Consider the following 22,331-nt stretch of genomic DNA (forward strand, 5'->3'; position numbering starts at 1 on the left):
GTTCCCAGGCATACCAAAGCCAGCGTTGTTGTTTCTTATTAGCCACAAAAGACCACTGTTCATCGACTTCACAAAGGAGTTCAATGTGCAAATTATCAAGCGGTAAAGACGTTACCTGCTTCGGCGAGAGTTTTTTAAAGTACGAACAACCGCATTAATGCTGATATGAAGGGCCCTAGCAGTATCACGAATACCGGCATTATTCATCGTGAGGTCGATAATTTTATCTTTAGTTCCGGGTTGGCAAGCACGATATTTATAATCGAGTTGGAAGCTTCGGCAGCAATCTTGGCAACGATAACGTTGATGACCAGTGCTACCTAATCCATGTTTTTTCACTGGGAGCGTTTGTTGACAAAATGGGCACCTTACATCGACTTTAGCCATGAATATTCTCCGATAAATTACCCTATATTACAGGTTAATCACCGGATTGAATACATGACCTAAATCTTAATGATTTTATTTTCATGTTGAATAAAGAGCTTAATAGAGATAATGGGTACTATCATTATTAAATTAGGCCATAAAACTTAACAAAAATAGTAATAAAAATCATTACTAAACACCTATACTTTCAAAAAATAACGCAATATCAATCGTTATTTATGCTTTACTATTAAATTTTTATATCGATAAGCAATGGCAGCCATAGTCAAAATAGCATATAAAATAGGCTCTGGCGTCATTGTTTTCATCGATAAAACATAGTGGAAAATAATCATTAATAATGTTGGATAAAGCAAATAATGGATCCTTTTCCACCACATCCCTAGTCGTGATCGAATACAGCCAAATGAACTTATCGCCATTATAAATAAGCTCAACCAACATACAGCGCCTATTACTAAATATAAATGTGAAAAAACTTCAGAGAAAAACAATGACAGATTATTCCAGCCAATCTCTAGTAATAAATAACTGCATAAATGCAATAGAGCCCAAACAAAACACCATAATCCAAGTAATTTACGTGTCTGAAAAAGCGTATTAAATCGCAAAAAATGAGCCAATATAGGGATCAGTGCAACCGTAATCAATAAGCGCAATGCAATGAGCCCTGTAAAATGTTGAATATCTTTCGTAGGTTCAGCTCCTAAAGCCTGACTATTTATTGCATAAACCAACCATAATAAAGGCAATAACGCCGCAGTATGAGCAATAACTTTAGTGATCAAAACAGCTGCACGATTTTCTGTCAGCATTAAAAATATCTCCGTAGATCCATCCCTTTATAGAGATCAGCGACCTGCTCACCATACCCATTGAACAATAATGTTGGCTGCCGATTTACTTGTCCAAAGCCACCTGAACCAATAAAACGTTCAGTTGCTTGAGACCAACGTGGGTGGTTTACCTGTGGATTTACATTTGCATAAAATCCATATTCACTTGGTGCAGAAAGATTCCATGTTGTTGGCGGAATATCGCTAGTTAAACGAATTTTTACAATTGATTTAATACCTTTGAATCCATATTTCCATGGCACAACCAGACGAATAGGAGCACCATTTTGATTTGGTAATGATTTTCCATACACTCCAGTTGCTAATAATGTCAGTGGATTCATCGCCTCATCAATGCGTAAGCCTTCAACATAAGGGTAATCTAATCCACCGCCAATAAAACGACTTTTTTGACCGGGCATTTCTTCGGGTGCATAACGTGTTTCAAACGCAACATACTTCGCATGACTTGTTGGCTCAGCAAGTGCTAATAACTTCGCTAATGGAAAACCAACCCAAGGGATCACCATCGACCAAGCCTCAACACAACGCATACGGTAAATACGTTCTTCTAAAGTGAATTTATTTTGAATATCATCTAGATTTAACGTCATTGGTCGGTTCACTTCTCCTTCAACAGTCACCGTCCATTCATCTGTTTTCATCGTATGTGCATATTCAGCAGGATCTGATTTATTCAATCCAAACTCATAGAAATTATTATAACCAGTCACTTTATCTTCTGGTGTCAATATCAAGGATGATTGATATTCTTCAGGTTGAATAAATGTTAAGACCTTTCTATCTACCTGCGGAACCGTAGATTTGTCATCACTAAACCATGAAAATAAATCCGCTTTAACTGCGGATGATAATGCAATTCCCGACACTCCAACCCCTAACAATTTAAGTAGTTTTCTACGTTTCATAAAAAATACAGATTCAGGGGTAATTTGTGACGAAGAAATTTTATCTCGTTTTTTCATGGTGCTCTCCATTACTCAAAAACATGGGCCGTGGTTTAAAAAGAAAACATGTTCTTTCTATATCATGCCTGTTATACCTGAAGAAAAAGAGAAAACACTGACATTAAGATGACAAATTTGTCATCTTAATCATTATCATAAGGAAAATTCAAAATGAGCGTACTTTGCCCTGCCTGATGCCTAAAAGCGACGCAGCCACCATGCAACTCAATAATCGCTTTAACAATTGATAGCCCTAACCCGCTACCTTCAGAAGTTCGTGAATTATCTCCTCGCCAAAAACGTGTAAAAATTTCTTCGCTATCTGGCAGCACTTCGCCATGATTCACAATACTAATAGATAGCGTATTGTGCTTTGCTGAGATATTAGTGATTACCTGAGTATGAGGCTGAGCATATTTAACTGCATTCGAAATGACATTTATTAATACTCGAACCAACAACACGCGATCTGCATTAAGACTTAGTTTTGATGGATGACATAACAAAACAATATTTTTTTCTTCAGCGTAAACAGAAAATAGCTCATAAACTTCATTAACCAGATCAAACAGCGGCAGTACTTCTCGTTTTAGTGCAATATTTCTATTTTCCGCACGAGCGATAAACAAAATACTTTGAATTATCTGTGCTAATTTATCTAACTCTTCAATATTACTGGCAATCACCGATTCATATTCACTAACACTGCGTGAGCGCTGAAGAACAATTTCATTTTGCACCCGAATAGCATTAATGGGTGTTCTAAGCTCATGAGCGAGATCATCAGCAAGCTGAGTTAACTTAACAAAATCTCCCTTCAATCTTGACCGCATAATGTTAAGTGATTCCCCGAGCTCTTTTAACTCCTTCGGAAGCAGTGCGATTTCGATTGAATGATTTAATGACTGAAGATCGGTATTGGCCGTTGTTTGACTAAGGAACTGTATATCACGTAGCCCTTTTTTAATTAACCAAAGACTTAATAGCCCCATTAAAATAATTGAGATCAATGAGATCACTAAACTTTGTGTCAAATACTTAGCTAACACACTATCACGATCCACTGATGCCTTAGCTAATACGATATTCAAACGCCCCATCGGTGCATCAATATTAAAATTTACGGCGGAAATAGGGATCCCTGAAGATGTTCGCCAATGAGAAATATTATTTGAATCAAGAGTCTCTAACTGTACTAATTTTAGATGGCCTGAAGTCAACATATCAGCATTTGTCGCAACAATGATCTGATTTTCAGCATTTTTTATTTGGATAATGTCTTGTCTCATATCCATCATGCGCTGGAAATACATAGGTAGTGTTTTGATATCTATACCGCTTGCGATCAACTTTGCCAATTGATCTGTACGATTGATAAGTAAGTTATAATCTCGCTCGATCAATTCATTTTTCAAGGAATGATAAAGTACCCAAGTCACCAATCCTGCATTGACAATCATAAGTAAAATAAAAGAAAGAATGAGCTGAAAGCGGAGTGATTTTTTCTTCATACACTTGGCCTATTACATCGATATCCCATACCACGGATGGTTTCTATTAATTTAACGTCATAATCATCATCAATTTTTTTTCTTAATCGCCTGATAGCAACATCAATGATATTTGTATCGCTTTCAAAATCGATTCCCCATACCTCACTCGCAATCAGCGTTCTTGGTAATATTTCATCAGTATGCAAGACAAAGAAAAGTAATAATGAATACTCTTGGCGAGTCAAAATAATCTTATTTCCTCCACGCTCAACATCATGGCGAGTAAGATCTATTTTTAAATCAGCTAATTCGATATGAGTCGAAGAATGTTGGTTAACTTTAAGTTGATTTTTAACCCTTGCTAATAATTCAGAAAAAGAAAAAGGTTTAACCAAATAATCATTAGCACCTAATTCAAGCCCTTTAACCCTGTCATCAACCGCATCCCTTGCCGTTAAACAAATTACAGGCACCGATTTAGAAGTACGTAATATTTTTAAAATATCCCAGCCATTCATCCCCGGTAGCATAATATCTAATATTACCAACTGATAATCGTTTTCAAGCGCAAAATAGAGGCCATCTCTGCCGTCTGATGCAATATCAACAACAAAACCCGCTTCTTCTAATCCTTTTTTAACCCAACTTTGGGTTTTAATATGATCTTCAATCAATAGTATCTTCATGCCACCCCCAAGTTACTGTGAACACTAATTTACCTGAAGAGCAAAAACGAAACTAACAACTTATCTTAAATTAATTAGATTCCCATTGCGAAACATAAGATATCGCCACTATTTGTAAATAGCAGCAAATAGCTCAGATGACATGTAAACTACCGAATAAATAACTCAATAAGACAAAAGTCATGTGCTGTTTGAGAACCAATAACGTATTGCAATGACTTTCCATCATTTTCAACCAATGCAGTTTCAAATAGCGTTAATTGGCGCTGCTCACCATTAACATAAAGATCAAGTTGATCCGTAGCATTAAAAATTGTTCTGCGCAACTAAATCAGGACACTTTTCTTAAGGAATTTTGTTCATACTCAATTGGGGGCAGATCACCGTTGGCAGTATGAAGCCTTTCTAGGTTGTAATAGCGCATATATGCGATAACATCTTCTTTCATCTGTTTCCGAGTCGGCTGTGGGATTTTCAGTACCCAATCGTGTTTTAAACTGCCAAAAAATCGTTCTACAACGGCGTTATCCCAACAGGCTCCAACATCACCCATGCTTGCCCTAATGCCATAGCTTGTTAGCAAGCGGCGATATCGCTTACTCGTATATTGAGAGCCTCTATCACTATGAAAGACTAAGCCGTTTTCGGGCTGGCGTAAGTTATACGCTTTCATCAAGGCTTTACTGACTAAATCTGCCGTCATTCGTTTATCGATGTGCCAACCCACAATACGGCGTGAGTATAAGTCCATCACGATGGCTAAATACATCCAGCCTTCCCCTGTTTTTAAATAGGTCACATCACCCGCCCACACTTCGTTAGGTGCGTGAGGATTAAAATTTTGATTGAGCAAATTATCGGCTACGGCATCACTGTGTTTGCGTTTTGTGGTGACTTTGTAAGCAACGCGCTGAGTGACGACTAGGCCAAGCTGAGCCATTAGCTTTTGAACGCCATAAGCACTCACGCTAAAGCCCTCTTTGCATAACCGTTTACGTAACGTTCTATAACCTAAGCTATTTCGACTCTGTTCAAAGATAGCTTTGGCTCTGCGGTACAGGCTAAGTTGTTCTGCGGTGATCAATTTTGCTGGGCGTTTAAGCCAAGAATAGTAGGCAGAACGACTTATTTTCATTAACTTGCAGAGCTTCAGCACGGGAAACTGTGAAGATAATTGCTTAATCGTTTTAAACGCTACTTGGTTTCCTTTAGCAGGAGGGCGCTGGCTTTTTTTAGGATCTCTTTCTCCATCCTAAGTTCTTTATTTTCTTTTCGAAGCCTTAATAGCTCAGCTCTCTCATCGGCATTCAAGCGGCTACCGGATTGTTCAGCGTCGAATTTTGCTTTCCAGTTATAAAGTAATTTATCGGTGATCCCTAATGAAGCTGCCGCTTTTGGGACGCTATAACCTTGTTCGGTGACTAATGCGACCGCTTCTTGCTTAAACTCAGTAGTATAAAACCTGTTTGTTCGTTTTTTCATTTAACACCTCAATAATTGGATTATATTCCATTATTGTAAGCGCGTCATAAACCCCACATTCTAATTAATCTCGGTACGTCCTAAGATCAACTCTCCAACCTCAAGGAGATTTGAAATGAGAAAGCGGCTCACCAACCAAGAATGGCAACGACTTATCGAGCAATCTGAATCGAGTTCGCTGCCAAAGCGCACATTTTGCAAGCTTAATGACCTTAACCCTTCTACGTTTTATGCCAAACGTCAACAGTTGTTGGGCACAGGGCAATCTCAAACAGGTGGCTTCATCAAAGCCGAAGTCGTTGAAAAAACAACACGCACCTCAATGACTCACGCTCCCGTTGCCAGCATGACACTCTTCATTAATCACGTTAAACTTAGCATTCCTCAGGAAACCCCTGCGGTTTACTTAGCTGAATTAATCGTGGCGCTGTCATGAACAGAATGTTGAGAGCCCCGAATGTTTACCTGTATCGGGAATTCGTGGATTTTAGAAAGTCCATCAATGGTCTGGCGGCCATTATTGAGGCTGAAACCGATTTACCCTTAGGCACAGGAGCGTTATTCCTGTTTACTAATAAACAGCGTGACAAAATCAAAGTGTTGTATTGGGACAAAACGGGCTTCGCCCTGTGGTATAAACGGCTGGAAAAAGCTAAATTCAAATGGCCTACTCAAGAGAAAAAACAGGTGTACATCCTGACTCAATTTGACTTAGATAGGCTGTTATCTGGCTTCACCATAATCGGCCATAAACCGATAAAAATAGACGGTTTTACAATGGGTTAATCACGATAAAAGTCAGTTATGCCAAGCCTTGGCGTGGTGTTTTTAGTATCATGAATGCCATGAAAAAGACGCCCGATATTAATCCAGAAAGCCAAAACATTGCCGAACTTCAAGCGATGGTGAAAACCTTAGTGTCGGAGAAAATGGCGTGGCAGCAAGAGCGCCAATCCCTCATTGAACAGTTCAAGCTTGCTCTTGAGCGTCAGTTCGCTAAACGCTCAGAAGCGTTGACGCCTTATAATGAAGCGCAAGGTGATCTCTTTAATGAGGCTGAATGGGAAGCCGCTAAAGAAGAGGACGTTGTGACGACCACGACGACGGTCACAAAACGCCGCGGTAAACGCCAACCGTTGCCTAAAAACTTACCGCGTGAAATCGTTGTTCTTGACCTTGATGAGCACGATAAGCAATGCCCTTGCTGTCAACATACGCTCCACAAAATCGGTGAAGACCGCAGTGAAAAGTTAGCGTTCACGCCCGCGGAATTAAAAGTGTTGGAATATGTACGCCCGAAATATGCTTGTCGTCAATGTGAACAAACCGCTGAGACAAGCCCTATTCACCAACAGCCTGCGCCAGAGAGTCTCATCCCGAAAAGCTTCGCCACCGAAAGCCTACTGACCAATATCATTCTGGGGAAATATCAGTATGCCCTTCCGCTGTATCGTCAGGAAACCTTGTTCACTCAATCGGGTATTGAGTTGTCGAGAACTACGATGGCAAGGTGGGTGATCCAGGTGAGCGAGAAGTTCAAACCTCTGTATAAAGCGCTGAAAACGCACTTGCTTGAGCAAGTAGTGGTTCAAGCCGATGAAACGCCGCTCAATGTGCTTAAGGAAGACAAGCAATGTTACATGTGGTTGTACTGCTCAGGAGCCGACTCCCCCGAAGCTACACGCTCAGACATGAAGAATATCGTCTTATTCGACTATCAAAATAGTCGCGCGAGAGCTTGTCCAGTGGGCTTCTTGGGTGATTACGCGGGCTATCTGCAAAGTGATGGCTACGGTGCTTATGATGGATTAACGCGAGTGAGCAATGTGGGTTGCTTCGCGCATGCACGTCGTAAGTTCATGGAGGCGAAGAAGCTTCAGGGTAAAGGTAAATCGGGTAAAGTCGACGTGGCATTAGCGAAAATCCAAAAGTTGTACGCCCTTGAATCTCGATTAAAATACGCTTCGGTAGAAGAACGTTGGTCTGAGAGGCAATCGAAAGCCAAACCGATGCTCGATGAACTTTATGACTGGTTAACCTCACAGAAAGTCATCGAATCGAGTCCGCTTGGTAAAGCCATCAAATACACCTTGGGTCAGTGGCCTAAGTTGATACGCTATGTTGAAGATGGGCATTTATCTATCGACAACAACCGTGCGGAACGCGCCATCAAATCGTTGGTCATTGGCAGAAAAAACTGGCTTTTTGCTAATAATGCACATGGTGCCGATGCCAGTGGGCTGCTGTACAGCATCATCGAGACAGCAAAAGCTAACGGGCTAATCCTCTACGATTACCTGGTGAAATGTATGAAAGAGCTGGCGAAGTCAGAGCCAGATATCAACTCACTTCTTCCCTGGAACTTCTTACATTAAAACTAAAGCGCTCCGTGGGATCATGGGGCGCTTACGTTCTACCTAAGAGACCTATCAGATCAAGTCTGAATTAATACACTTTAATGATTATGTTAAATATTCTAAGCTGGTGGCTTAATTTGAATAGCCACCTCAATATTATATTTTTGATGATAGCTAGAGTCTATGCAGAAAGAAGTGCTTGATCATGGAGAGCAATGGGTTCTTTCTGTTCTAAGTTATTAAGTGCGCGTACTAAAGAACGACCAATTGCATAAGATAAATTAACAGGCACAGCATTACCTATTTGCTTATATTTAGCCGTCATTGGCCCCGAAAACTCCCAATCGTCAGGGAACGTTTGGATGCGAGCATATTCTCTTACTGCTAATGGTCGTGTTTCTTCTGGGTGACAGCGTTCTGTCTGTTTTTGAGCAGGCGAACAAGTTAAGGTTAAACTCGGTTCATCCCAAGATAAACGCCTCGCCATACCTGTTTTTCCACCACCTAAATAATAACTTTTCTGCATGTATTCTTTCTGAAGTTCTTCAGGGAGGTCACGCCAATACCCTCCTTGAGGTACCAAAGATAAAATTTCTTGTTTTCTTTTAGGATATTTTTGACCATCTGATTTAGGTACATCTGTTGCAAATAGTTCACCTGCCTTCAATGCATCACGCATTGTCATGACTCTGTGGTAAGGCGAAGGCCAATAATATTCAATTGAATCAACTAAGTCTTTTCTAATCGCGACCAAAATGAGTCTTTCACGTTTTTGGGGTACTTGATAAAAAATAGCTTTCAGTACTTTAGGATCAACCAATGAGTAACCAATTTCATCAATTGTATTAGTTATTGTTTGTAAGGTTTTACCATCGTCGTGATTTAGTAAACCTCTAACATTTTCTGCTAATAAAATTTTAGGTTGTACCTCTTGAACCGCTCTTGCAAATTCAAAAAATAAAGTTCCTCTGGTATCCTCAAATCCCATTTTTTTCCCTGCATAAGAAAATGCCTGACAAGGAAAGCCCCCCGCCAAGACATCAACTTGACCTTTGTATTGAGAAAAATCGATACCAGAGACATCACCTTCGATAACATTCCAATCAGGTCTATTTAAACGAAGGGTATTACAAGCATGCTTGTCAATTTCATTTAACATGACAGCGGATAATCCAGCTTTTTCTAAACCTAAAGCCATACCACCTGCACCAGCAAAGAGCTCTAATACAGTAAACTTTTTAACTGGCTTAGTTTGCAATTCATTTTCCCAATTACTTTTATAAAGTGCTTGAATTTCTTCAAATTGCATAAGTTGCTCTTTTTCGTAGTAACGATAGTTATTATCAGGATTACGTTTAGATTTTAATTTTTTGCTTGAATCCCAACGCCGTAAAGTCTCTTTTGTAACACCTAAAAGGTCTGCAACTTCAGCGATAGAAAATTCATCTTGTAACATAATAGTGATTCCTGATAATCTTGATCATGGTTACAACTGTATATATAGTCATGTTAAATGTCAAACGTTGATCATGGTTATTTACCGTAGGCTTCAGTAAAATAGCTCATAAATAATTCGACATCAGGAATAGCAAAATCTTTTTGTCCATAATACTGTCGATAAACTATTTCGATAACTTTAGGTAATGCTTCATGTAATTCTTTTAAAGCATCCACTCTTCCCGTCACGATGTGATAAAAACTTGCACCATCAATACTTCTAATCAAAGGGTTTACAGGACACTTAGTGCCAGTTCCTTTATCTGATGGAATGAACGGCTCATTATAACGGACAGGTTTTCTAGGAATGATATTAACAAAATAAGCGGTAAAATCCTTAAATTGACTATGTTTAGGGGAAACTTGGTCATCTAATGATTTATACATTGCAGCAAGGTTACCACCTGTTACGGTATTATATTTATTCTTAGATTCTGCAATAATTTTCTTATCATAATTGACTAAATCTACAATTCCACCAGTACCTAAATCACTCCAACCATCAACATAACCTAATATTTTTTGATGGAATGTGCCCACATGATTTTGAATGGTTTTTTGACACTGCCTAGCCATTTCGGAATTTCGCCATTCTTCATGACTTTTGAAGTCAGAGGCTTCAAACAGAGCACCAAATGGATCAATAACATTTTTATTGAATGATTTTTCAGCATCTTGTCTTTTTTTTACGGCTTTATCTAAAAGGTATTTAACTTCTTTTATTAAATCTTCATCAGATATATATGCTAGAAAAGGCATTGTAGTTCTTCTCTGTAAATAATGAATGCGTTTAAATTAAGGTTATTGTGTAATGCATTGATTCAGTTGATTATATCTAGACTGTGAAGTCTAATTTATAACATACTAAATTTAAAAGAGAATAAGCATAACATACATGAATAGAATGAACATTAAGGAGTGTTTCTGTTGTGATGGATTGCATATATTTTTGCAAAACAAATAAGTACTTAACTAATAGCGAAACGTGTGTAGCGATGTAATGGACGTCCCTCTGCGTAAGTTTTGCCATACTTATGCTGATTTTATTCACAGAGGTACTACATCATGAACGAGATTAAAGTTAATGGATTTGAAGTCGGAATATCAGCAAAATACAGTTGAAGTATAGATAATTCGGGTAATATTGTTCATGATATTCCCCTATTCATTTATTACCATTCGAAAAGGGGCTGTTAACTGCATTTTTCAATAGTAACAGATTCACTAAACGTCAGATGCCTATTACCATGAATGGAGATCACCTAATAATGGGTCACATCCATGAAGATCGGGTAATAACATTCGCTTTTGTCGCCAATTTTGTTGTCACTCATCTTGGGTCAATTGGCAGTCAATCGGAGAATAAGTCGTCTGTTGCCTCCCGGCTTACAACAGACGGCTGCATAACATCCAGTCTGAATAAACATTGGTATTATATTGCCTATTTAAAGCAATATAACGCGACCAACCAAACAAGCAGTCCAATCACCCACCATTTAAAGATAGCAATACACTGCTTTTTAAAAAAACGTTTTAACATGGTTAGGCATCCCGAGCGATTAACAAGTACAATAGTCCTGCGAGTATCGGGTCAATAATAATCCCTAAAATAAACCAAGCCCAAAATGAACGTCCACCGCTTGAAGCAACTATTCCTAATAATAAAGCGAGCCCGATCCAAAGTAATATTAATGGCATTTTATTATCCTTTATTGAGTCAATTCGATATCAAGTCGTAAAGGGGATCATTCCCCGGTCGGTTATTTTTACTCAACACGCCACAGTGATTGTGCCTCCCTGTCGATTTGCTGAATAAATGTGTTGAGACCAGGTCGAATATATTCCTGATAGTAAGATTGAATGATATTGTCAAATTGGGGATCCCAATTGGCTTTGTAGGCGAAACGAAAACAATACGAAGGAGCAAAAGTCATAGTATTTCCATCCGTTGACGTAAAAATAAAATCACAACTTGCTACGGTAGGTTGCTGCTCTTTGATAATAGAAAAATCAATACGTTGTTCTAATTTTGTTAGCTGTGATTGTTGTTTTATTTCAGAGATACGTTGCTGGAATCGTTCTTTGAGTACAACATAACTGGCGTCTCGTTTATCCATTGCCTCGCGTGTACGTGTATATTTTGCGATATGCTCATGAATATCCGTCATTGCTAATTCATAAGGAACTTGCTTAAAAAATAGATTACTGAAAGCATAATTAATGCGTCTATTGATATTGCACGGAAATTTTTCACTAAAATCACTACAAATCACACCGTTGTTATCTTTGGTATCTAAGCCCGTATTATTACCAGCTAAAATCGTTAAGGCTTGTTGCTCAATGGATAGTAGCGTTTCGATTGTCTTTACAACGTAGGTATCTTTAGTTAAGTCAATTTCATCTGATTGATTTACCGGCATGCCGTAGGAATTTATTTGGATAATGTATTGTTTCTCTTCCGTGTCCTTAAAGAACTCTTTAGGCAGTTCGAAATCATGAATGGCTTTTGAGGTATCCTGCGTATTTCCTACTTTATAGTTGTTACGTAAGTACTGTAATAACTCATTTTTCAACTGGTTATATGTGATGGAAATACCACTATCAGACACCTCTTTTAATCCCTTATCGCCGTTTTCTAGATAAAATTTCGATAATTGAGCCTCTTTATTCTGTTCATTAAAATGATGTGCGTCATTACTAAGGCGCTCCCACGCCTGCTGCTCTGATTTGTTGATATTGCGTGTAATCAGCTGATTGGCAGCGTTAGGCGATATTTGGCAAGTATAGCGAACGATATCACGGTGGCGTTCATCGTTGACAGTCTCCCATTTTACCTTTTCACATACTGAACGGTGGTCAAGGGCATTACCGACCGTAATCGTATTATCATTGAATGTGACCATCTCTTTGACCTGTTGAATGTTGGTGTTATCACCACATCCTGCCAATAGTAGGTTAGCCGCTAAAAAAGTCATTTTTTTCATTTTTTGTATCGTCTTGTCTTATCAAGTAAGCATTACGCTTTTTTCATTTTTTGAGGATAACGAGAAGGCCATATTTCATGCGCAGGGACACCAATAGCATCAGCGATGATTTGTTCCGCGCGGGGATAAGGCGCTCTTAATGCATTACGTAAAGTCGATGCTGACAACCCCGCAGCAACAGATAACTGTGCCAATGAAAGCCCTTGCTTATGTAAGGCAGCAACAATATCGGCACGATGCCAATCTGTTTCTTGCATGGATAACTTTTCCTTTTCATTGAATTGTGAGAACCTAGCAGTTACACCAGAGTGTAACCGCATAGGGTAATTGTTCATGTTAGTTAATAGATTAGATCGAAACATGGATTCAATCAAATGTTATTTTACTTTAGTTAACACTCGACAATGCCAATGACCGTTATCCATGAATTAAGGTATTGAATGACAATGAAAATAAGTAAAGAATGGTTTCTCGCTAAAGAGCTTGTTCATATTCCGGGTTTTCCGACAACACCACAAGGGGTTAACAAACGAGCTCGTTTAGAGAATTGGAAGAAACGTGCTGTAGCAGTCCCTGGCGCTAGAGGCCGTTCATTTGAATATCACATCGATAATTTTTCAACGGAAATTCAAGCTGTACTTAATCAATCTGAGTTTCTTTCAAATAAGCAGGGATTAACGGTACAAGAACAGGAATGGTTAACCTTATTTCGTTCGTTATCTGAATCAGAGCAAGCTTCTCTGCTGTATACGCTAAGACGTAAAGGAATTGAGTGGTTGATAATACAACGTGAATGAGTCTAACGTTGCCACATTATTGCTATTAAGCAACTTGTTTTAGTTTTAAGTCGATAGGCGCTTCACCTCTTGATGCGCTGATTTGCTGATTCAGCCATTGTTCGACTTCACTTTTAAACCAGCGTGAGCTGCGTCCAAACTTAATGGGTTTGGGAAACTCACCTTTCTGTATCAGCTTATAAAACCATTTATCAGTTAACCCTGTGTATTGGGTGATAAATTTCATGTCAATGAGTGGGTTGGTTAACACTAAGTCATCTGTATGGTTAATTGAAGTATTACTGGTCATCGTTTGTTTCTCCTAAAAGTGAAAAGGAGAAGGATTCGAAAGGGTTAATGAATGCGGTATGAATCCTTCAAACGATAACGCGGGGCTGTAAATTATTTTTTCCCATTAGGTTTGTTTCAGTTGTTGAGCGTTCATCGTGCAAGCAACATTATAATACCAACATTCATGATCCCCCTTTAAAGCTCACGATAGCCATTCTACGAGGTTTAACTTATCTAACTGATATTCTCTACTCCGTTTGTTTAGAACGGGATGAGCGGCGTTTACGGTGACGAGAACGCCCTGTTGGTTTGTAGGATGATAACGTTGAGAGGGTGTAAACCGGTTTATCTCCCTTTTGTTCTGATTTGGCTAAATAATTCACTACGTATCGCATGTCTGCTCTACCTGCCTCATGACGATAATCCACAGGAAAACGAATTGATGCCTGATAGTCCTGTTTATCGGGGCAATGGTAGAGATAGCCTTCACCCTCAGTGATTATCTTCCAGAGTTGATTCATTCGTTCACAGAATGCCCATTTCTTACGATGCTGCTGACCATTCACATAAATGACTGCATGGGCATGTAACCCTCTATCTAGGCCATCTTCAATCACCCATGCATGACCAATGATGCCAGAGACCTCTGAGAGTCGTAACATGAGAAGGGTCATGTCTGTGGCTAATTGGTGAATATCGCCGTAGCGATAACGATCGGTTTTTTCTCGCCAATGGAAGTCGGTACGTATCATCAGTATTTTGGAATAGCGTTGAAATAAATCCGATTGATGTCGATACAATGCCTGTTGTAAATGTGGAATAGGGGTATAGCGAGATACTGAGTTCATCACGTTAGCTCCGTTGTTAAATAGGTTCAACGGATAAGTGCTAGCTGTAAATTTTTCAGTATCAGAATGGGATAAAGATTTTTTCTATATTCATTGTTGAGGCATCGTTAGGAAGAATACGCCCCTAGGTTGGTTTCTATTTTTAACCCTAAGGGGTGAGAGGGTTAACGTAACGGTTATTAGGGGCGTGGTTGATGGGGTGTTCAATGTTGAATTATTCACTTCGTGTATGCTCATTACTATGGCAATAATTCAATGGAGAATTTTGATAAGAAAATATGATTAAGTAATGCTAATGAGTTAATGCTTCTTTATAATAATATTAATAACCTAATCGTTTCATAAAATTGGTATTTTTATGTCTTCGTTTTTATGACTGAAATCCGAGCCTTTATTCTCATTTATAGCTACCAATTCATTATCTGAATACGGTAAACTGAGTTGTTGCTTACCATCATTTTATACGATTTTTCCTCATCAAGTATTTTTAACCTATCCAAGATTTTCTTTGCTGGAACTGATTGCTTTGCAATTCATATCTCAAGTCTAAGCATATCATGAAAGTAAGTGTCCCTTTTTTTAATGCTAAAAAAGTCATCGACCCTTGCGTAAAACCTCATGCACTATATTAGAAACCTAGTAATATTCAATGACACTCTAATATCCAATATCAATTTTGATGTATTTTACACCATGAAAATTAGATTTTAATACCATCATTATTTACATTATAAAACGTAAAAATCAATATTTATACCCATGAATATTTTCTGTGTATGTGATACCTTTTTAATCAGACAATAAAAAATACTGCTCAAAATAATAGTGATGAAGGATAGCGTTGATGACAAATGAACTTTTTAGTGATTTAAATTTTTTGGGGTTGGATTCCAGAGGGAGGGGGATAAAACGCCAAGAGTTTTCATTGGAAGAACTGAGTGATAGGTATTCATTCATCTCCTTTAATAAGTCAAATAAAACAGGGGAAAAATATATTATTCAGAATTTACAGGAGCAGTTTCAGAAGGAATTAAAAATCTCAAAATCATTAGAAGAATTGATGGAAATGAATGATAGACTCTCTGGTGGAGGAAACTCTGACCGCTATATTTTTAAAGCTTTGAGCAGCGACATACGAAAACAGGTGAAGCAACAATTAAGAATTAAACGATCTTGCTATGACAAACTGTATACCCATTATTGCCATGTCAAAAAAGAGAATAAAAAGGATACAATAATGATGTTGCCTGTACTGTTAGGGCTAGATGATGCTATTATTTTGGGGCGTTCCATCTACTTAAGCGATACACCAACGGCTTCGCTTAGTACGACGATAATACTTAGTGCTGTAAAAACATTAAATTCATCTTTCAATAAAATGCTCAGAAGACTAGGTAAGAGAAAAGCCTATAGTGTGTTCAAGGCATGTTCCCATGTTGTTTTACTCGGTGAAAGGAATATTCCTTTCCTACAGGTTATATTTTATTACACTGGTGATATTACAGATTACTTTATCCGTGATATGGCAAGAGAATGGTGTATAGTAAATGAATGTAATGTTTGGCTAGACTACGTTAGATTTGATAGCGAACTTTCCCCTGACTGGGATAATGAATATGATGAATTTTGCCGACAAGGTTATTACTCTGAAGGTCAAGAAAGGTATCAAATTGATGCTGCTATTCGCAATTTAATTCTCCCCTTCTCAAAAGAATATACTGACATATTCATCCCTAAAGAACAAAGCTCAAAGTACAGAAAACATACTAATTATCTTATAAAAAAAGTGACAGCGGGTAAGATTAAGATAGATCCTCACTTTGACGATAAAAAAAGGAAAAAGTTTGTCTGTAACATTAAAAATTCACCTCGCTATCATCTTTACTACCTTGAACAAGTGGCTAAACAGTTTACTAAAATCCCGACTGTAACGGGACCAACGTGTAAAAAATTCACTTATCAAAAAGGTTATATACCTAAAAAGTCTAATAAATCTTAAATACATATTACTTCCTTGAAATACAAAGGTATTTAGCCTTTAACCGACGAAAGGAAGTCATTATGAACAAGAACCAACCCTTTACAGCCTCACCGTTTGAGGCTGTGCTTGCTCCCCTCCCGACCACCATAAAACACCAACTACAACACAAACTCACTGAACTTATCCACTACTCGCCCAGCATTGGTTTAATGGGAAAAACAGGTGTCGGTAAATCCAGTCTGTGCAATGCCTTGTTCCAATCAACCTTATGCCGTGTCAGTGCTGTGAGTGGGTGTACCCGTTCAGCCCAGCGGTATACGCTTTCATTGTCAGGCCGTGATATTACCTTTATTGATTTTCCCGGTGTGGGGGAATCACGCGATTACGACAAAGAATATCAACAACTTTATCAGGCTGTGCTACCGGAGTTAGATTTTATTCTTTGGATCCTTAAAGCCGATGATAGAGCATGGTCAGCGGATGAAGCCTTCTATCAATACTTGGTCGAGCATTGTCATTACTCCCCTGAACGATTTCTCTTTGTTCTGAACCAAGCGGACAAAATAGAGCCTTGCCGAGAGTGGGATATCCACCAGCAACAGCCATCAGAGAAACAGCAGCAACATTTAGTGGAAAAAGTCAATCAGGTGCAACAAGCCTTTAATCCTATCCATCCTGTTGCGATCATTTCAGCTAATGAAAACTACCAGTTGGATAAATTGGCTGAAATATTAATAAATGCACTCCCCGCACAGGCAAGTAGTGCCATTGCAAGGCAATTGAAAACAGACTATTGCTCTGAAACGGTGATTTCTTCAGCTAAACAAGACTTTGGTCATACCGTCGGTGGCTTGATAGAAGAATTGATCGAGGTTTTACCTGTCCCAAAGCCCGTTAAGCAGGTCATGAATCACGTCAGAGAGCGGCTCGTTTCGGTGGCTGTTTCTTTCTGGCGGTGGTTATTCTAAATTTATTTACCTTATACAGACGCGAGCTTCGGCTCGCGTTTTTTGTTCCCACTATCAGGAATTGAATTATGCCTACATTACACCAAGCTTCACCTATCACATGCAAAACGGTTCCCTCATCTCGTCGTGATAACTTTTGGTATCAATATTTTCATACCGTACCGTTATGGATAAAGTTAGAAGGTCAGATATTTCATTTAATGGATACCTTTTGTGATGACTATCAAGGTGCATTCTGGGAGTTTTGTCAGTTATCCAATCAAGGGGCATTTATCTACCCTATGTTGGCAGAAAAGGAATTAACCCTGTTTAATCCACACAATGGGAATGAAGCCACCATGAGCCCTGAAGCTGCTGGGGTCGCTATTTGCTTGATTGTTTTCAGTCTTTGGTCATTTAAAACCGAAAGTGAAGTGATGGTTGAACGATTTTACCAGCTTCGTGACTATGCTATGCAACATGCTGAAAGTGCAGAAATATTTCATCTTATTGACTGAATGAATTCGTCCACTATCCCTAATGCTTCATCCCACCCGCCAAGCTATTAACTCATTCTATTGAACATTGATATCTAAAGGAAATTCATTATGACTCGTTTAGCTTCTCGCTTTGGTGCGGCGAATAGCATTCGTCGCGACCGCCCACTGACCATCGAAGAATTATTCCGTACTGTACCGAGTGTTTTCTCTGAAGAAAAACATGAATCCAGAAGTGGCCGATACACTTACATCCCAACCATTACTTTGCTTGATAGCTTACAAAAAGAAGGGTTTTATCCGTTCTTTGCCTGCCAGACTCGTGTACGTGATTCCAGTCGTCGAGAGCACACTAAGCATATGTTACGACTTCGACGCCATGACCAAATCACAGGTATTCAAGTACCTGAAATCATTCTTTTAAATAGCCATGATGGTTCAAGCAGTTATCAAATGTTACCGGGGTTATTTAGAGCAGTCTGCCAAAATGGTCTAGTGTGTGGAGATACCTTTGGTGAAGTGCGTGTGCCACACAAGGGCGATGTCGTTGGGAAGGTAATTGAAGGGGCTTATGAGGTGCTAGAAACGTTTGATGCGGTAGCTGAAAAACGTGAACAAATGCAATCAGTTATGTTACCGCCACCAGCACAGCAAGCCTTGGCGCATGCGGCTTTGACGTATCGTTTTGGTGAAGAACATCAACCTATTACCGAGGAACAAGTATTACAGCCTCGTCGCTGGGAAGATAAGAAAGATGATTTGTGGACGGTATACCAACGCTTGCAGGAGAATTTAATCAAAGGCGGATTATCGGGCAGAAATGCTAAAGGTAAACGCGCTCGCACGCGTTCAGTGAATGGCATTGATGGGGATATTAAATTGAATAAGGCACTGTGGGTGATGACAGAAAAGATGTATGAGTGTTTTTCTGGAAGAGAACGAATATAAAAGCTTAGCACATCGTTTTTCATAAAATGATGTGCTTGCTATCTATTTGCAGACTGAAATGTGATTAAACAATAAATAGTTATAGAGTTAAGATAATAATTAAATAACAGATGGTTATCTTAACTCTATAAGGTAGAAATATCTAAACGGTTGCGTGTATTTCCGTAATACGCTGATGGATCGTGGAGTAATTTTTTTTCCAATCAAAGTGAGAGTTGACGATATCGGAACAATCTACATTGATGATCTTTGTTGAATTGGTTTCTATAGGGCTATAGCCAATAGGATTACTTAATTTTAGATTTGCTGTCTGGTACATCCATTTCAAGATACCATCATTGGTAGAGTAGCAGTTGTATATTTTACCATTTACAAGGCTAGCTAAATTCTCCCAACTTGCAGAGTCATTACCGACAGCACCACCCAATAAATATATATTCTCAATGTGGATGTTATCTGAATTAAGCCGTTCACTATTGCTTTTTAATGATTCAAGAAGGTAATAAATCACTCTAGAGCCAAGTGAGTGTCCTGCAAAGTCATAATTTTTACTATTAGTTCGTGAAATAATGTCAGCGAGTAGTGCCCCCGTTTTTCCTGCTCTGTGCATTGACACATGCCAATCGTTCGCTAATGCGGTATAGCCAATGGAGGCGACACTCGCTAGCATGGCTAATCTTGCCGCGGCAATTTTTCCTCCTCTTGCTCCAATATTGCAAATTGCAGCTGCGATTTTATCTTTCTCGAAAGGATTCATTAAGGTCTTTCCTAATTTCTTATTGGTAGAGGAAGACCAATTGACACCGTACATTTTTGTATTTTTGTTTATTTTCTTTTGTTGTTCTATCCAGTCAGGGAAATTAATTTCTTCTTCCTGTAAAAAACCATTGATAAATAAAGTTTCTTTATTTTCAGTAGAATCATGTAATTTTCTTATTCTAAATGAGGAGTCTTCACTAATATATTTGTTCGTGATTGCACCACCTATAGTTCCCCCTAATGCTGCGCCACATGCAGTTATAATTAGCGTACCACCGGCTACAGAGCCACCAATAGCAGCAAGTGAAGCATTTGCTAGAGCGGCTCCACTTAAAGTAGAAATTAGCGTTCCAGTTCCCGCAGCTCCTAATACTCCAGTTGAGCCCAATGCAGAGGCAACAGCAACTGATGCCGTTCCTGCGGTAGCTACAGTTGCTGCTCCGACAGCTATCGCTGTTGCAGATATTTTCCCAACTTTGACTAAATTTATACTGTCTCTTTTTATGATTTCGTCATAGTCACTTATTTCATCTATTGAAATATTGAGCCTTTCGAATGAGCCAATAGTTCCATCGTGCTCGGCGCAAAATTCGTCATCCCAGCTTGCATATTGGCTAATCAAATTTGTAACAATATTTTTATCAACGTTATCTTTCTTGAGTTGCTCCTCAATTTCTTGTTTCTTCTGGTCTGATAGTTCACCTTTAGTCATACATTGACAGCCAATGCTTCTACATTCTAAAGTGAAGTTCTGACAATTCTCACAAACATAAACGTTTCTTCTTAGGTAATTCTTTTCTGTGATTTTTTGATTGCTTTTTTTAAAGCAATGAGAACAATATCGTTCCGATAGCATCGTCATTAATGAAGTCCTATAAAATAAATTTATCTGATTCTATCATTAGGAATATTTCATTATTTTTTTGATTGTAAAAAAATATTATCGAGTTCATATAAGTGGCATTACTAGTAGGCTACAGTATTTAAATAGTGGAATTGTTTGCTTCCTAAGTCTCGTTTTAACTTGTTGACTCAGTGTTGAGCATTGCTTTTGAGCAGTTATAATGCAAAATATCAGCAAGTGTTTTTTTAGGAGCTGACCACGTTTATGACTACTCTTGTATTCTCTTATTCACATGCTGATGAATTATTACGGAATGAGCTTGAAAGCATTTATCTCCTTTGAAACGGATGGGGAAAATAACTACATGGCATGATCGTCGTATAGTGCCCGGTCAAGAGTTTGAGCATCAGATCGATAAATATTTTTCTGAAGCAGATATCATTTTATTGCTTGTCAGTAGTGATTTCATTGCTTCAGATTACTGTTATCAAATAGAAATGCGTAACGCATTAGAACGCCACCATTGTGGAGAGGCCGTAGTGATTCCCGTGATCCTTAGAGAGTGTGCTTGGCATGAATTACCGTTTGGAAGCATTATGGCTGCTACCATCGATGGTAAGCCAATTACCAAGTTTGCTACTCATGATGAGGGGTATGTACAGGTTGTAAGTGCAGTTTCCCGCGCTATTGCAGAGATGGAAAAGGAAAAACCACAACTGAGTAAAAATATTCATTCCTTTGCTCATTCTGATCCTCAGACTATTGATACCATATTTACACCTCGTTCCAGTAATCTTTCTTTACCAAAAAAATTTACAGACCTAGATAAAGATAGAGCCCGTAGAGAAGGCTTCGAATATGTAGCTAAATACTTTGAAAATACACTCACTGAGCTAACGAAGCGGCATTCTGAAGTAGAGGTAGAGTTCCATCAGCCAGATGCAAATTCATTTACCTGTAGTGTGTATATTAACGGTCAAAAATCAGGACAATGTGGGATTTGGCGTGCGAGTTCTCATAATTTCGGAATAGGAGACATCTGTTTCAGCTATGATGGTGTAACTCTAAATAGTTTTAATGATAGCTTAAGTGTTAATGATAATGGTCAAACACTTGGTTTTTATAGTTTAATGGGGGGATATGGAAAGAATGAACTCCTTACAAACGAAGGTATGGCAGAGTACCTTTGGGATAAATTCTTTACTCCTATCCAACAGCGTTATCGTTAAATCAGCCCGTATCAGAGCTAAGGCTTTTGATACGGGTAGTCATTAAAGTTCATTGAGTATACATTTAAGTATACAAAAATTTATTTATAAATATATATCAAATAAAAACAATGCATTGCCTATTAAAAGCGAGTCCGGCCTTCGCACCATAAGAACATCAAGAGGCATCAATCGAGGTCTTTTTTGTATCTGAAATCCAGTGCTTGCAAGGCTTGTCCTTACTTTTGATGCTAAGATCAACTCAGATCGATTACCTGCATGCCCAATCATGTATCGGGTGATTTGGTGCTGAGTTTCAACAAAGCTTTGATAGCCTATTTATTATACCCATTCCGTTTTTAAGCACCTAAAACGCGTTTGATTGGCGCATTGTCCCAGCAATTGCCTTGTTGAAATAAACTTTGCTTTAACTGGTTAACTCATTTATCCATAGTAAATTTACTAGCACTTATAGCGTTAGTAGCTTTGAGTACGGAATAGCTCTGGTCAAGGGAAAAACTAGTCTCAAATTAAATTCT

23 protein-coding genes and 2 pseudogenes are annotated in these 22,331 nt (G+C 38.6%); 9 read left to right on the forward strand and 16 right to left on the reverse strand.

The genetic code is table 11. The features are described from left to right. The 7 genes and pseudogenes from ACIPUA_RS18505 to ACIPUA_RS18535 form a co-directional block, all read right to left on the reverse strand. A pseudogene (locus tag ACIPUA_RS18505) lies at positions 1-387 on the reverse strand (IS1 family transposase); the annotation flags it as partial. 215 nt (positions 388-602) lie between these two features. Next, entirely contained in the window at positions 603-1,205 is a 603-nt protein-coding gene (locus ACIPUA_RS18510; protein WP_140183065.1) for a protein-methionine-sulfoxide reductase heme-binding subunit MsrQ, read from the reverse strand. Continuing rightward, complete coding sequence (msrP, locus tag ACIPUA_RS18515; RefSeq protein WP_070925334.1) at positions 1,205-2,212, reverse strand: protein-methionine-sulfoxide reductase catalytic subunit MsrP; 1,008 nt, start codon at positions 2,210-2,212, stop codon at positions 1,205-1,207. The genes ACIPUA_RS18510 and msrP overlap by 1 nt, the downstream gene beginning before the upstream one ends. Before the next feature lie 125 nt (positions 2,213-2,337). Continuing rightward, on the reverse strand, positions 2,338-3,705 hold the full coding sequence (locus ACIPUA_RS18520) for a heavy metal sensor histidine kinase (protein WP_281111465.1): 1,368 nt from the start codon (positions 3,703-3,705) through the stop codon (positions 2,338-2,340). After that, positions 3,702-4,373 (reverse strand): heavy metal response regulator transcription factor, encoded by a 672-nt coding sequence (locus ACIPUA_RS18525; protein WP_281111464.1) that lies wholly within the window; start codon positions 4,371-4,373, stop codon positions 3,702-3,704. Before ACIPUA_RS18525 ends, ACIPUA_RS18520 begins: the two co-directional genes overlap by 4 nt. A gap of 149 nt (positions 4,374-4,522) precedes the next feature. Further along, entirely contained in the window at positions 4,523-4,699 is a 177-nt protein-coding gene (locus ACIPUA_RS18530) for a hypothetical protein (protein ID WP_281111463.1), read from the reverse strand. Between the two features lie 5 nt (positions 4,700-4,704). Beyond that, positions 4,705-5,855 (reverse strand): IS3 family transposase gene (locus tag ACIPUA_RS18535; RefSeq protein ID WP_423731166.1). Its coding sequence is split into 2 segments (ribosomal slippage): positions 4,705-5,579 and positions 5,579-5,855, totalling 1,152 coding nucleotides; the frame shifts between segments, so codons are not numbered across the junction. A 115-nt stretch (positions 5,856-5,970) separates the two neighbouring features. Between ACIPUA_RS18535 and tnpA the strand changes: the two genes are divergently transcribed. The 3 genes from tnpA to tnpC are packed head-to-tail and all read left to right on the forward strand — an operon-like array spanning position 5,971 to position 8,230. Next, positions 5,971-6,291, forward strand: coding sequence for an IS66 family insertion sequence element accessory protein TnpA (tnpA, locus tag ACIPUA_RS18540; RefSeq protein WP_281111476.1), 321 nt, complete (start codon positions 5,971-5,973; stop codon positions 6,289-6,291). Beyond that, complete coding sequence (gene tnpB, locus ACIPUA_RS18545; protein WP_281111477.1) at positions 6,288-6,641, forward strand: IS66 family insertion sequence element accessory protein TnpB; 354 nt, start codon at positions 6,288-6,290, stop codon at positions 6,639-6,641. Before tnpA ends, tnpB begins: the two co-directional genes overlap by 4 nt. A gap of 59 nt (positions 6,642-6,700) precedes the next feature. Further along, positions 6,701-8,230: an IS66 family transposase gene (gene tnpC, locus ACIPUA_RS18550; protein WP_449060042.1), complete on the forward strand. Its 1,530-nt coding sequence runs from the start codon at positions 6,701-6,703 to the stop codon at positions 8,228-8,230. Positions 8,231-8,393: 163 nt separating this feature from the next. Here tnpC and dcm read toward each other — a convergent pair whose 3' ends face one another. The 5 genes from dcm to ACIPUA_RS18575 form a co-directional block, all read right to left on the reverse strand. Continuing rightward, a complete protein-coding gene (gene dcm, locus ACIPUA_RS18555) occupies positions 8,394-9,668 on the reverse strand; it encodes a DNA (cytosine-5-)-methyltransferase (RefSeq protein ID WP_281110701.1) in 1,275 nt (424 codons plus the stop codon). 77 nt (positions 9,669-9,745) lie between these two features. Then, positions 9,746-10,468 carry an Eco47II family restriction endonuclease gene (locus ACIPUA_RS18560; RefSeq protein WP_281110702.1) on the reverse strand — a complete coding sequence of 241 codons (723 nt, stop codon included), beginning with the start codon at positions 10,466-10,468 and terminating at the stop codon, positions 9,746-9,748. A 783-nt stretch (positions 10,469-11,251) separates the two neighbouring features. Next, complete coding sequence (locus tag ACIPUA_RS18565; protein WP_281110703.1) at positions 11,252-11,407, reverse strand: hypothetical protein; 156 nt, start codon at positions 11,405-11,407, stop codon at positions 11,252-11,254. A gap of 68 nt (positions 11,408-11,475) precedes the next feature. Next, the gene (locus tag ACIPUA_RS18570) at positions 11,476-12,693 is read right to left on the reverse strand and encodes a hypothetical protein (protein WP_281110704.1); all 1,218 of its coding nucleotides are present in this window, start codon (positions 12,691-12,693) and stop codon (positions 11,476-11,478) included. A 32-nt stretch (positions 12,694-12,725) separates the two neighbouring features. Beyond that, a complete protein-coding gene (locus tag ACIPUA_RS18575; protein ID WP_281110705.1) occupies positions 12,726-12,950 on the reverse strand; it encodes a helix-turn-helix domain-containing protein in 225 nt (74 codons plus the stop codon). A 189-nt stretch (positions 12,951-13,139) separates the two neighbouring features. Between ACIPUA_RS18575 and ACIPUA_RS18580 the strand changes: the two genes are divergently transcribed. Continuing rightward, on the forward strand, positions 13,140-13,490 hold the full coding sequence (locus ACIPUA_RS18580) for a DNA-binding protein (protein WP_281110706.1): 351 nt from the start codon (positions 13,140-13,142) through the stop codon (positions 13,488-13,490). Positions 13,491-13,515: 25 nt separating this feature from the next. Here the strand turns inward: ACIPUA_RS18580 and ACIPUA_RS18585 are convergent, their stop codons facing one another. Both ACIPUA_RS18585 and ACIPUA_RS18590 read right to left on the reverse strand, forming a co-directional pair. Further along, on the reverse strand, positions 13,516-13,779 hold the full coding sequence (locus ACIPUA_RS18585) for a helix-turn-helix transcriptional regulator (protein ID WP_281110707.1): 264 nt from the start codon (positions 13,777-13,779) through the stop codon (positions 13,516-13,518). Positions 13,780-14,008: 229 nt separating this feature from the next. Further along, complete coding sequence (locus ACIPUA_RS18590) at positions 14,009-14,608, reverse strand: inovirus-type Gp2 protein (protein ID WP_281110708.1); 600 nt, start codon at positions 14,606-14,608, stop codon at positions 14,009-14,011. Between the two features lie 844 nt (positions 14,609-15,452). Between ACIPUA_RS18590 and ACIPUA_RS18595 the strand changes: the two genes are divergently transcribed. The 4 genes from ACIPUA_RS18595 (at position 15,453) to ACIPUA_RS18610 (ending at position 18,981) form a co-directional block, all read left to right on the forward strand. After that, a complete protein-coding gene (locus ACIPUA_RS18595; RefSeq protein ID WP_281110709.1) occupies positions 15,453-16,607 on the forward strand; it encodes a hypothetical protein in 1,155 nt (384 codons plus the stop codon). A gap of 62 nt (positions 16,608-16,669) precedes the next feature. Then, positions 16,670-17,557, forward strand: coding sequence for a GTPase family protein (locus ACIPUA_RS18600; protein ID WP_281110710.1), 888 nt, complete (start codon positions 16,670-16,672; stop codon positions 17,555-17,557). A 68-nt stretch (positions 17,558-17,625) separates the two neighbouring features. Further along, complete coding sequence (locus ACIPUA_RS18605; RefSeq protein ID WP_281110711.1) at positions 17,626-18,054, forward strand: antirestriction protein; 429 nt, start codon at positions 17,626-17,628, stop codon at positions 18,052-18,054. A 90-nt stretch (positions 18,055-18,144) separates the two neighbouring features. Continuing rightward, a complete protein-coding gene (locus ACIPUA_RS18610; protein ID WP_281110712.1) occupies positions 18,145-18,981 on the forward strand; it encodes a DUF932 domain-containing protein in 837 nt (278 codons plus the stop codon). A gap of 142 nt (positions 18,982-19,123) precedes the next feature. Here the strand turns inward: ACIPUA_RS18610 and ACIPUA_RS18615 are convergent, their stop codons facing one another. Continuing rightward, the gene (locus ACIPUA_RS18615) at positions 19,124-20,452 is read right to left on the reverse strand and encodes a DUF726 domain-containing protein (protein ID WP_281110713.1); all 1,329 of its coding nucleotides are present in this window, start codon (positions 20,450-20,452) and stop codon (positions 19,124-19,126) included. A 479-nt stretch (positions 20,453-20,931) separates the two neighbouring features. On the opposite strand from ACIPUA_RS18615, the gene ACIPUA_RS18620 reads away from it, so the two are divergent. Further along, the gene (locus ACIPUA_RS18620; protein WP_281110714.1) at positions 20,932-21,813 is read left to right on the forward strand and encodes a toll/interleukin-1 receptor domain-containing protein; all 882 of its coding nucleotides are present in this window, start codon (positions 20,932-20,934) and stop codon (positions 21,811-21,813) included. Between the two features lie 258 nt (positions 21,814-22,071). Here ACIPUA_RS18620 and ACIPUA_RS18625 read toward each other — a convergent pair. After that, a pseudogene (locus tag ACIPUA_RS18625) lies at positions 22,072-22,226 on the reverse strand (IS3 family transposase); the annotation flags it as partial. Positions 22,227-22,331: the final 105 nt, after the last annotated feature.

The organism is Providencia sp. AGC89 (assembly GCF_053543535.1).

What these genes read in the sequence shown, in the direction of transcription:
- ACIPUA_RS18565 (WP_281110703.1), bottom strand. Translation starts at nt 11,407, where the DNA reads ATGCCATTAATATTACTTTGGATCGGGCTCGCTTTATTATTAGGAATA.
- ACIPUA_RS18520 (WP_281111465.1), bottom strand. Translation starts at nt 3,705, where the DNA reads ATGAAGAAAAAATCACTCCGCTTTCAGCTCATTCTTTCTTTTATTTTA.
- ACIPUA_RS18620 (WP_281110714.1), top strand. Translation starts at nt 20,932, where the DNA reads ATGGGGAAAATAACTACATGGCATGATCGTCGTATAGTGCCCGGTCAA.
- ACIPUA_RS18560 (WP_281110702.1), bottom strand. Translation starts at nt 10,468, where the DNA reads ATGCCTTTTCTAGCATATATATCTGATGAAGATTTAATAAAAGAAGTT.
- tnpB (WP_281111477.1), top strand. Translation starts at nt 6,288, where the DNA reads ATGAACAGAATGTTGAGAGCCCCGAATGTTTACCTGTATCGGGAATTC.
- ACIPUA_RS18510 (WP_140183065.1), bottom strand. Translation starts at nt 1,205, where the DNA reads ATGCTGACAGAAAATCGTGCAGCTGTTTTGATCACTAAAGTTATTGCT.
- msrP (WP_070925334.1), bottom strand. Translation starts at nt 2,212, where the DNA reads ATGAAAAAACGAGATAAAATTTCTTCGTCACAAATTACCCCTGAATCT.
- ACIPUA_RS18610 (WP_281110712.1), top strand. Translation starts at nt 18,145, where the DNA reads ATGACTCGTTTAGCTTCTCGCTTTGGTGCGGCGAATAGCATTCGTCGC.
- ACIPUA_RS18605 (WP_281110711.1), top strand. Translation starts at nt 17,626, where the DNA reads ATGCCTACATTACACCAAGCTTCACCTATCACATGCAAAACGGTTCCC.
- tnpC (WP_449060042.1), top strand. Translation starts at nt 6,701, where the DNA reads ATGAAAAAGACGCCCGATATTAATCCAGAAAGCCAAAACATTGCCGAA.
- ACIPUA_RS18580 (WP_281110706.1), top strand. Translation starts at nt 13,140, where the DNA reads ATGAAAATAAGTAAAGAATGGTTTCTCGCTAAAGAGCTTGTTCATATT.
- ACIPUA_RS18570 (WP_281110704.1), bottom strand. Translation starts at nt 12,693, where the DNA reads ATGAAAAAAATGACTTTTTTAGCGGCTAACCTACTATTGGCAGGATGT.
- ACIPUA_RS18575 (WP_281110705.1), bottom strand. Translation starts at nt 12,950, where the DNA reads ATGCAAGAAACAGATTGGCATCGTGCCGATATTGTTGCTGCCTTACAT.
- tnpA (WP_281111476.1), top strand. Translation starts at nt 5,971, where the DNA reads ATGAGAAAGCGGCTCACCAACCAAGAATGGCAACGACTTATCGAGCAA.
- ACIPUA_RS18595 (WP_281110709.1), top strand. Translation starts at nt 15,453, where the DNA reads ATGACAAATGAACTTTTTAGTGATTTAAATTTTTTGGGGTTGGATTCC.
- ACIPUA_RS18525 (WP_281111464.1), bottom strand. Translation starts at nt 4,373, where the DNA reads ATGAAGATACTATTGATTGAAGATCATATTAAAACCCAAAGTTGGGTT.
- ACIPUA_RS18615 (WP_281110713.1), bottom strand. Translation starts at nt 20,452, where the DNA reads ATGACTAAAGGTGAACTATCAGACCAGAAGAAACAAGAAATTGAGGAG.
- ACIPUA_RS18585 (WP_281110707.1), bottom strand. Translation starts at nt 13,779, where the DNA reads ATGACCAGTAATACTTCAATTAACCATACAGATGACTTAGTGTTAACC.
- ACIPUA_RS18590 (WP_281110708.1), bottom strand. Translation starts at nt 14,608, where the DNA reads ATGAACTCAGTATCTCGCTATACCCCTATTCCACATTTACAACAGGCA.
- dcm (WP_281110701.1), bottom strand. Translation starts at nt 9,668, where the DNA reads ATGTTACAAGATGAATTTTCTATCGCTGAAGTTGCAGACCTTTTAGGT.
- ACIPUA_RS18600 (WP_281110710.1), top strand. Translation starts at nt 16,670, where the DNA reads ATGAACAAGAACCAACCCTTTACAGCCTCACCGTTTGAGGCTGTGCTT.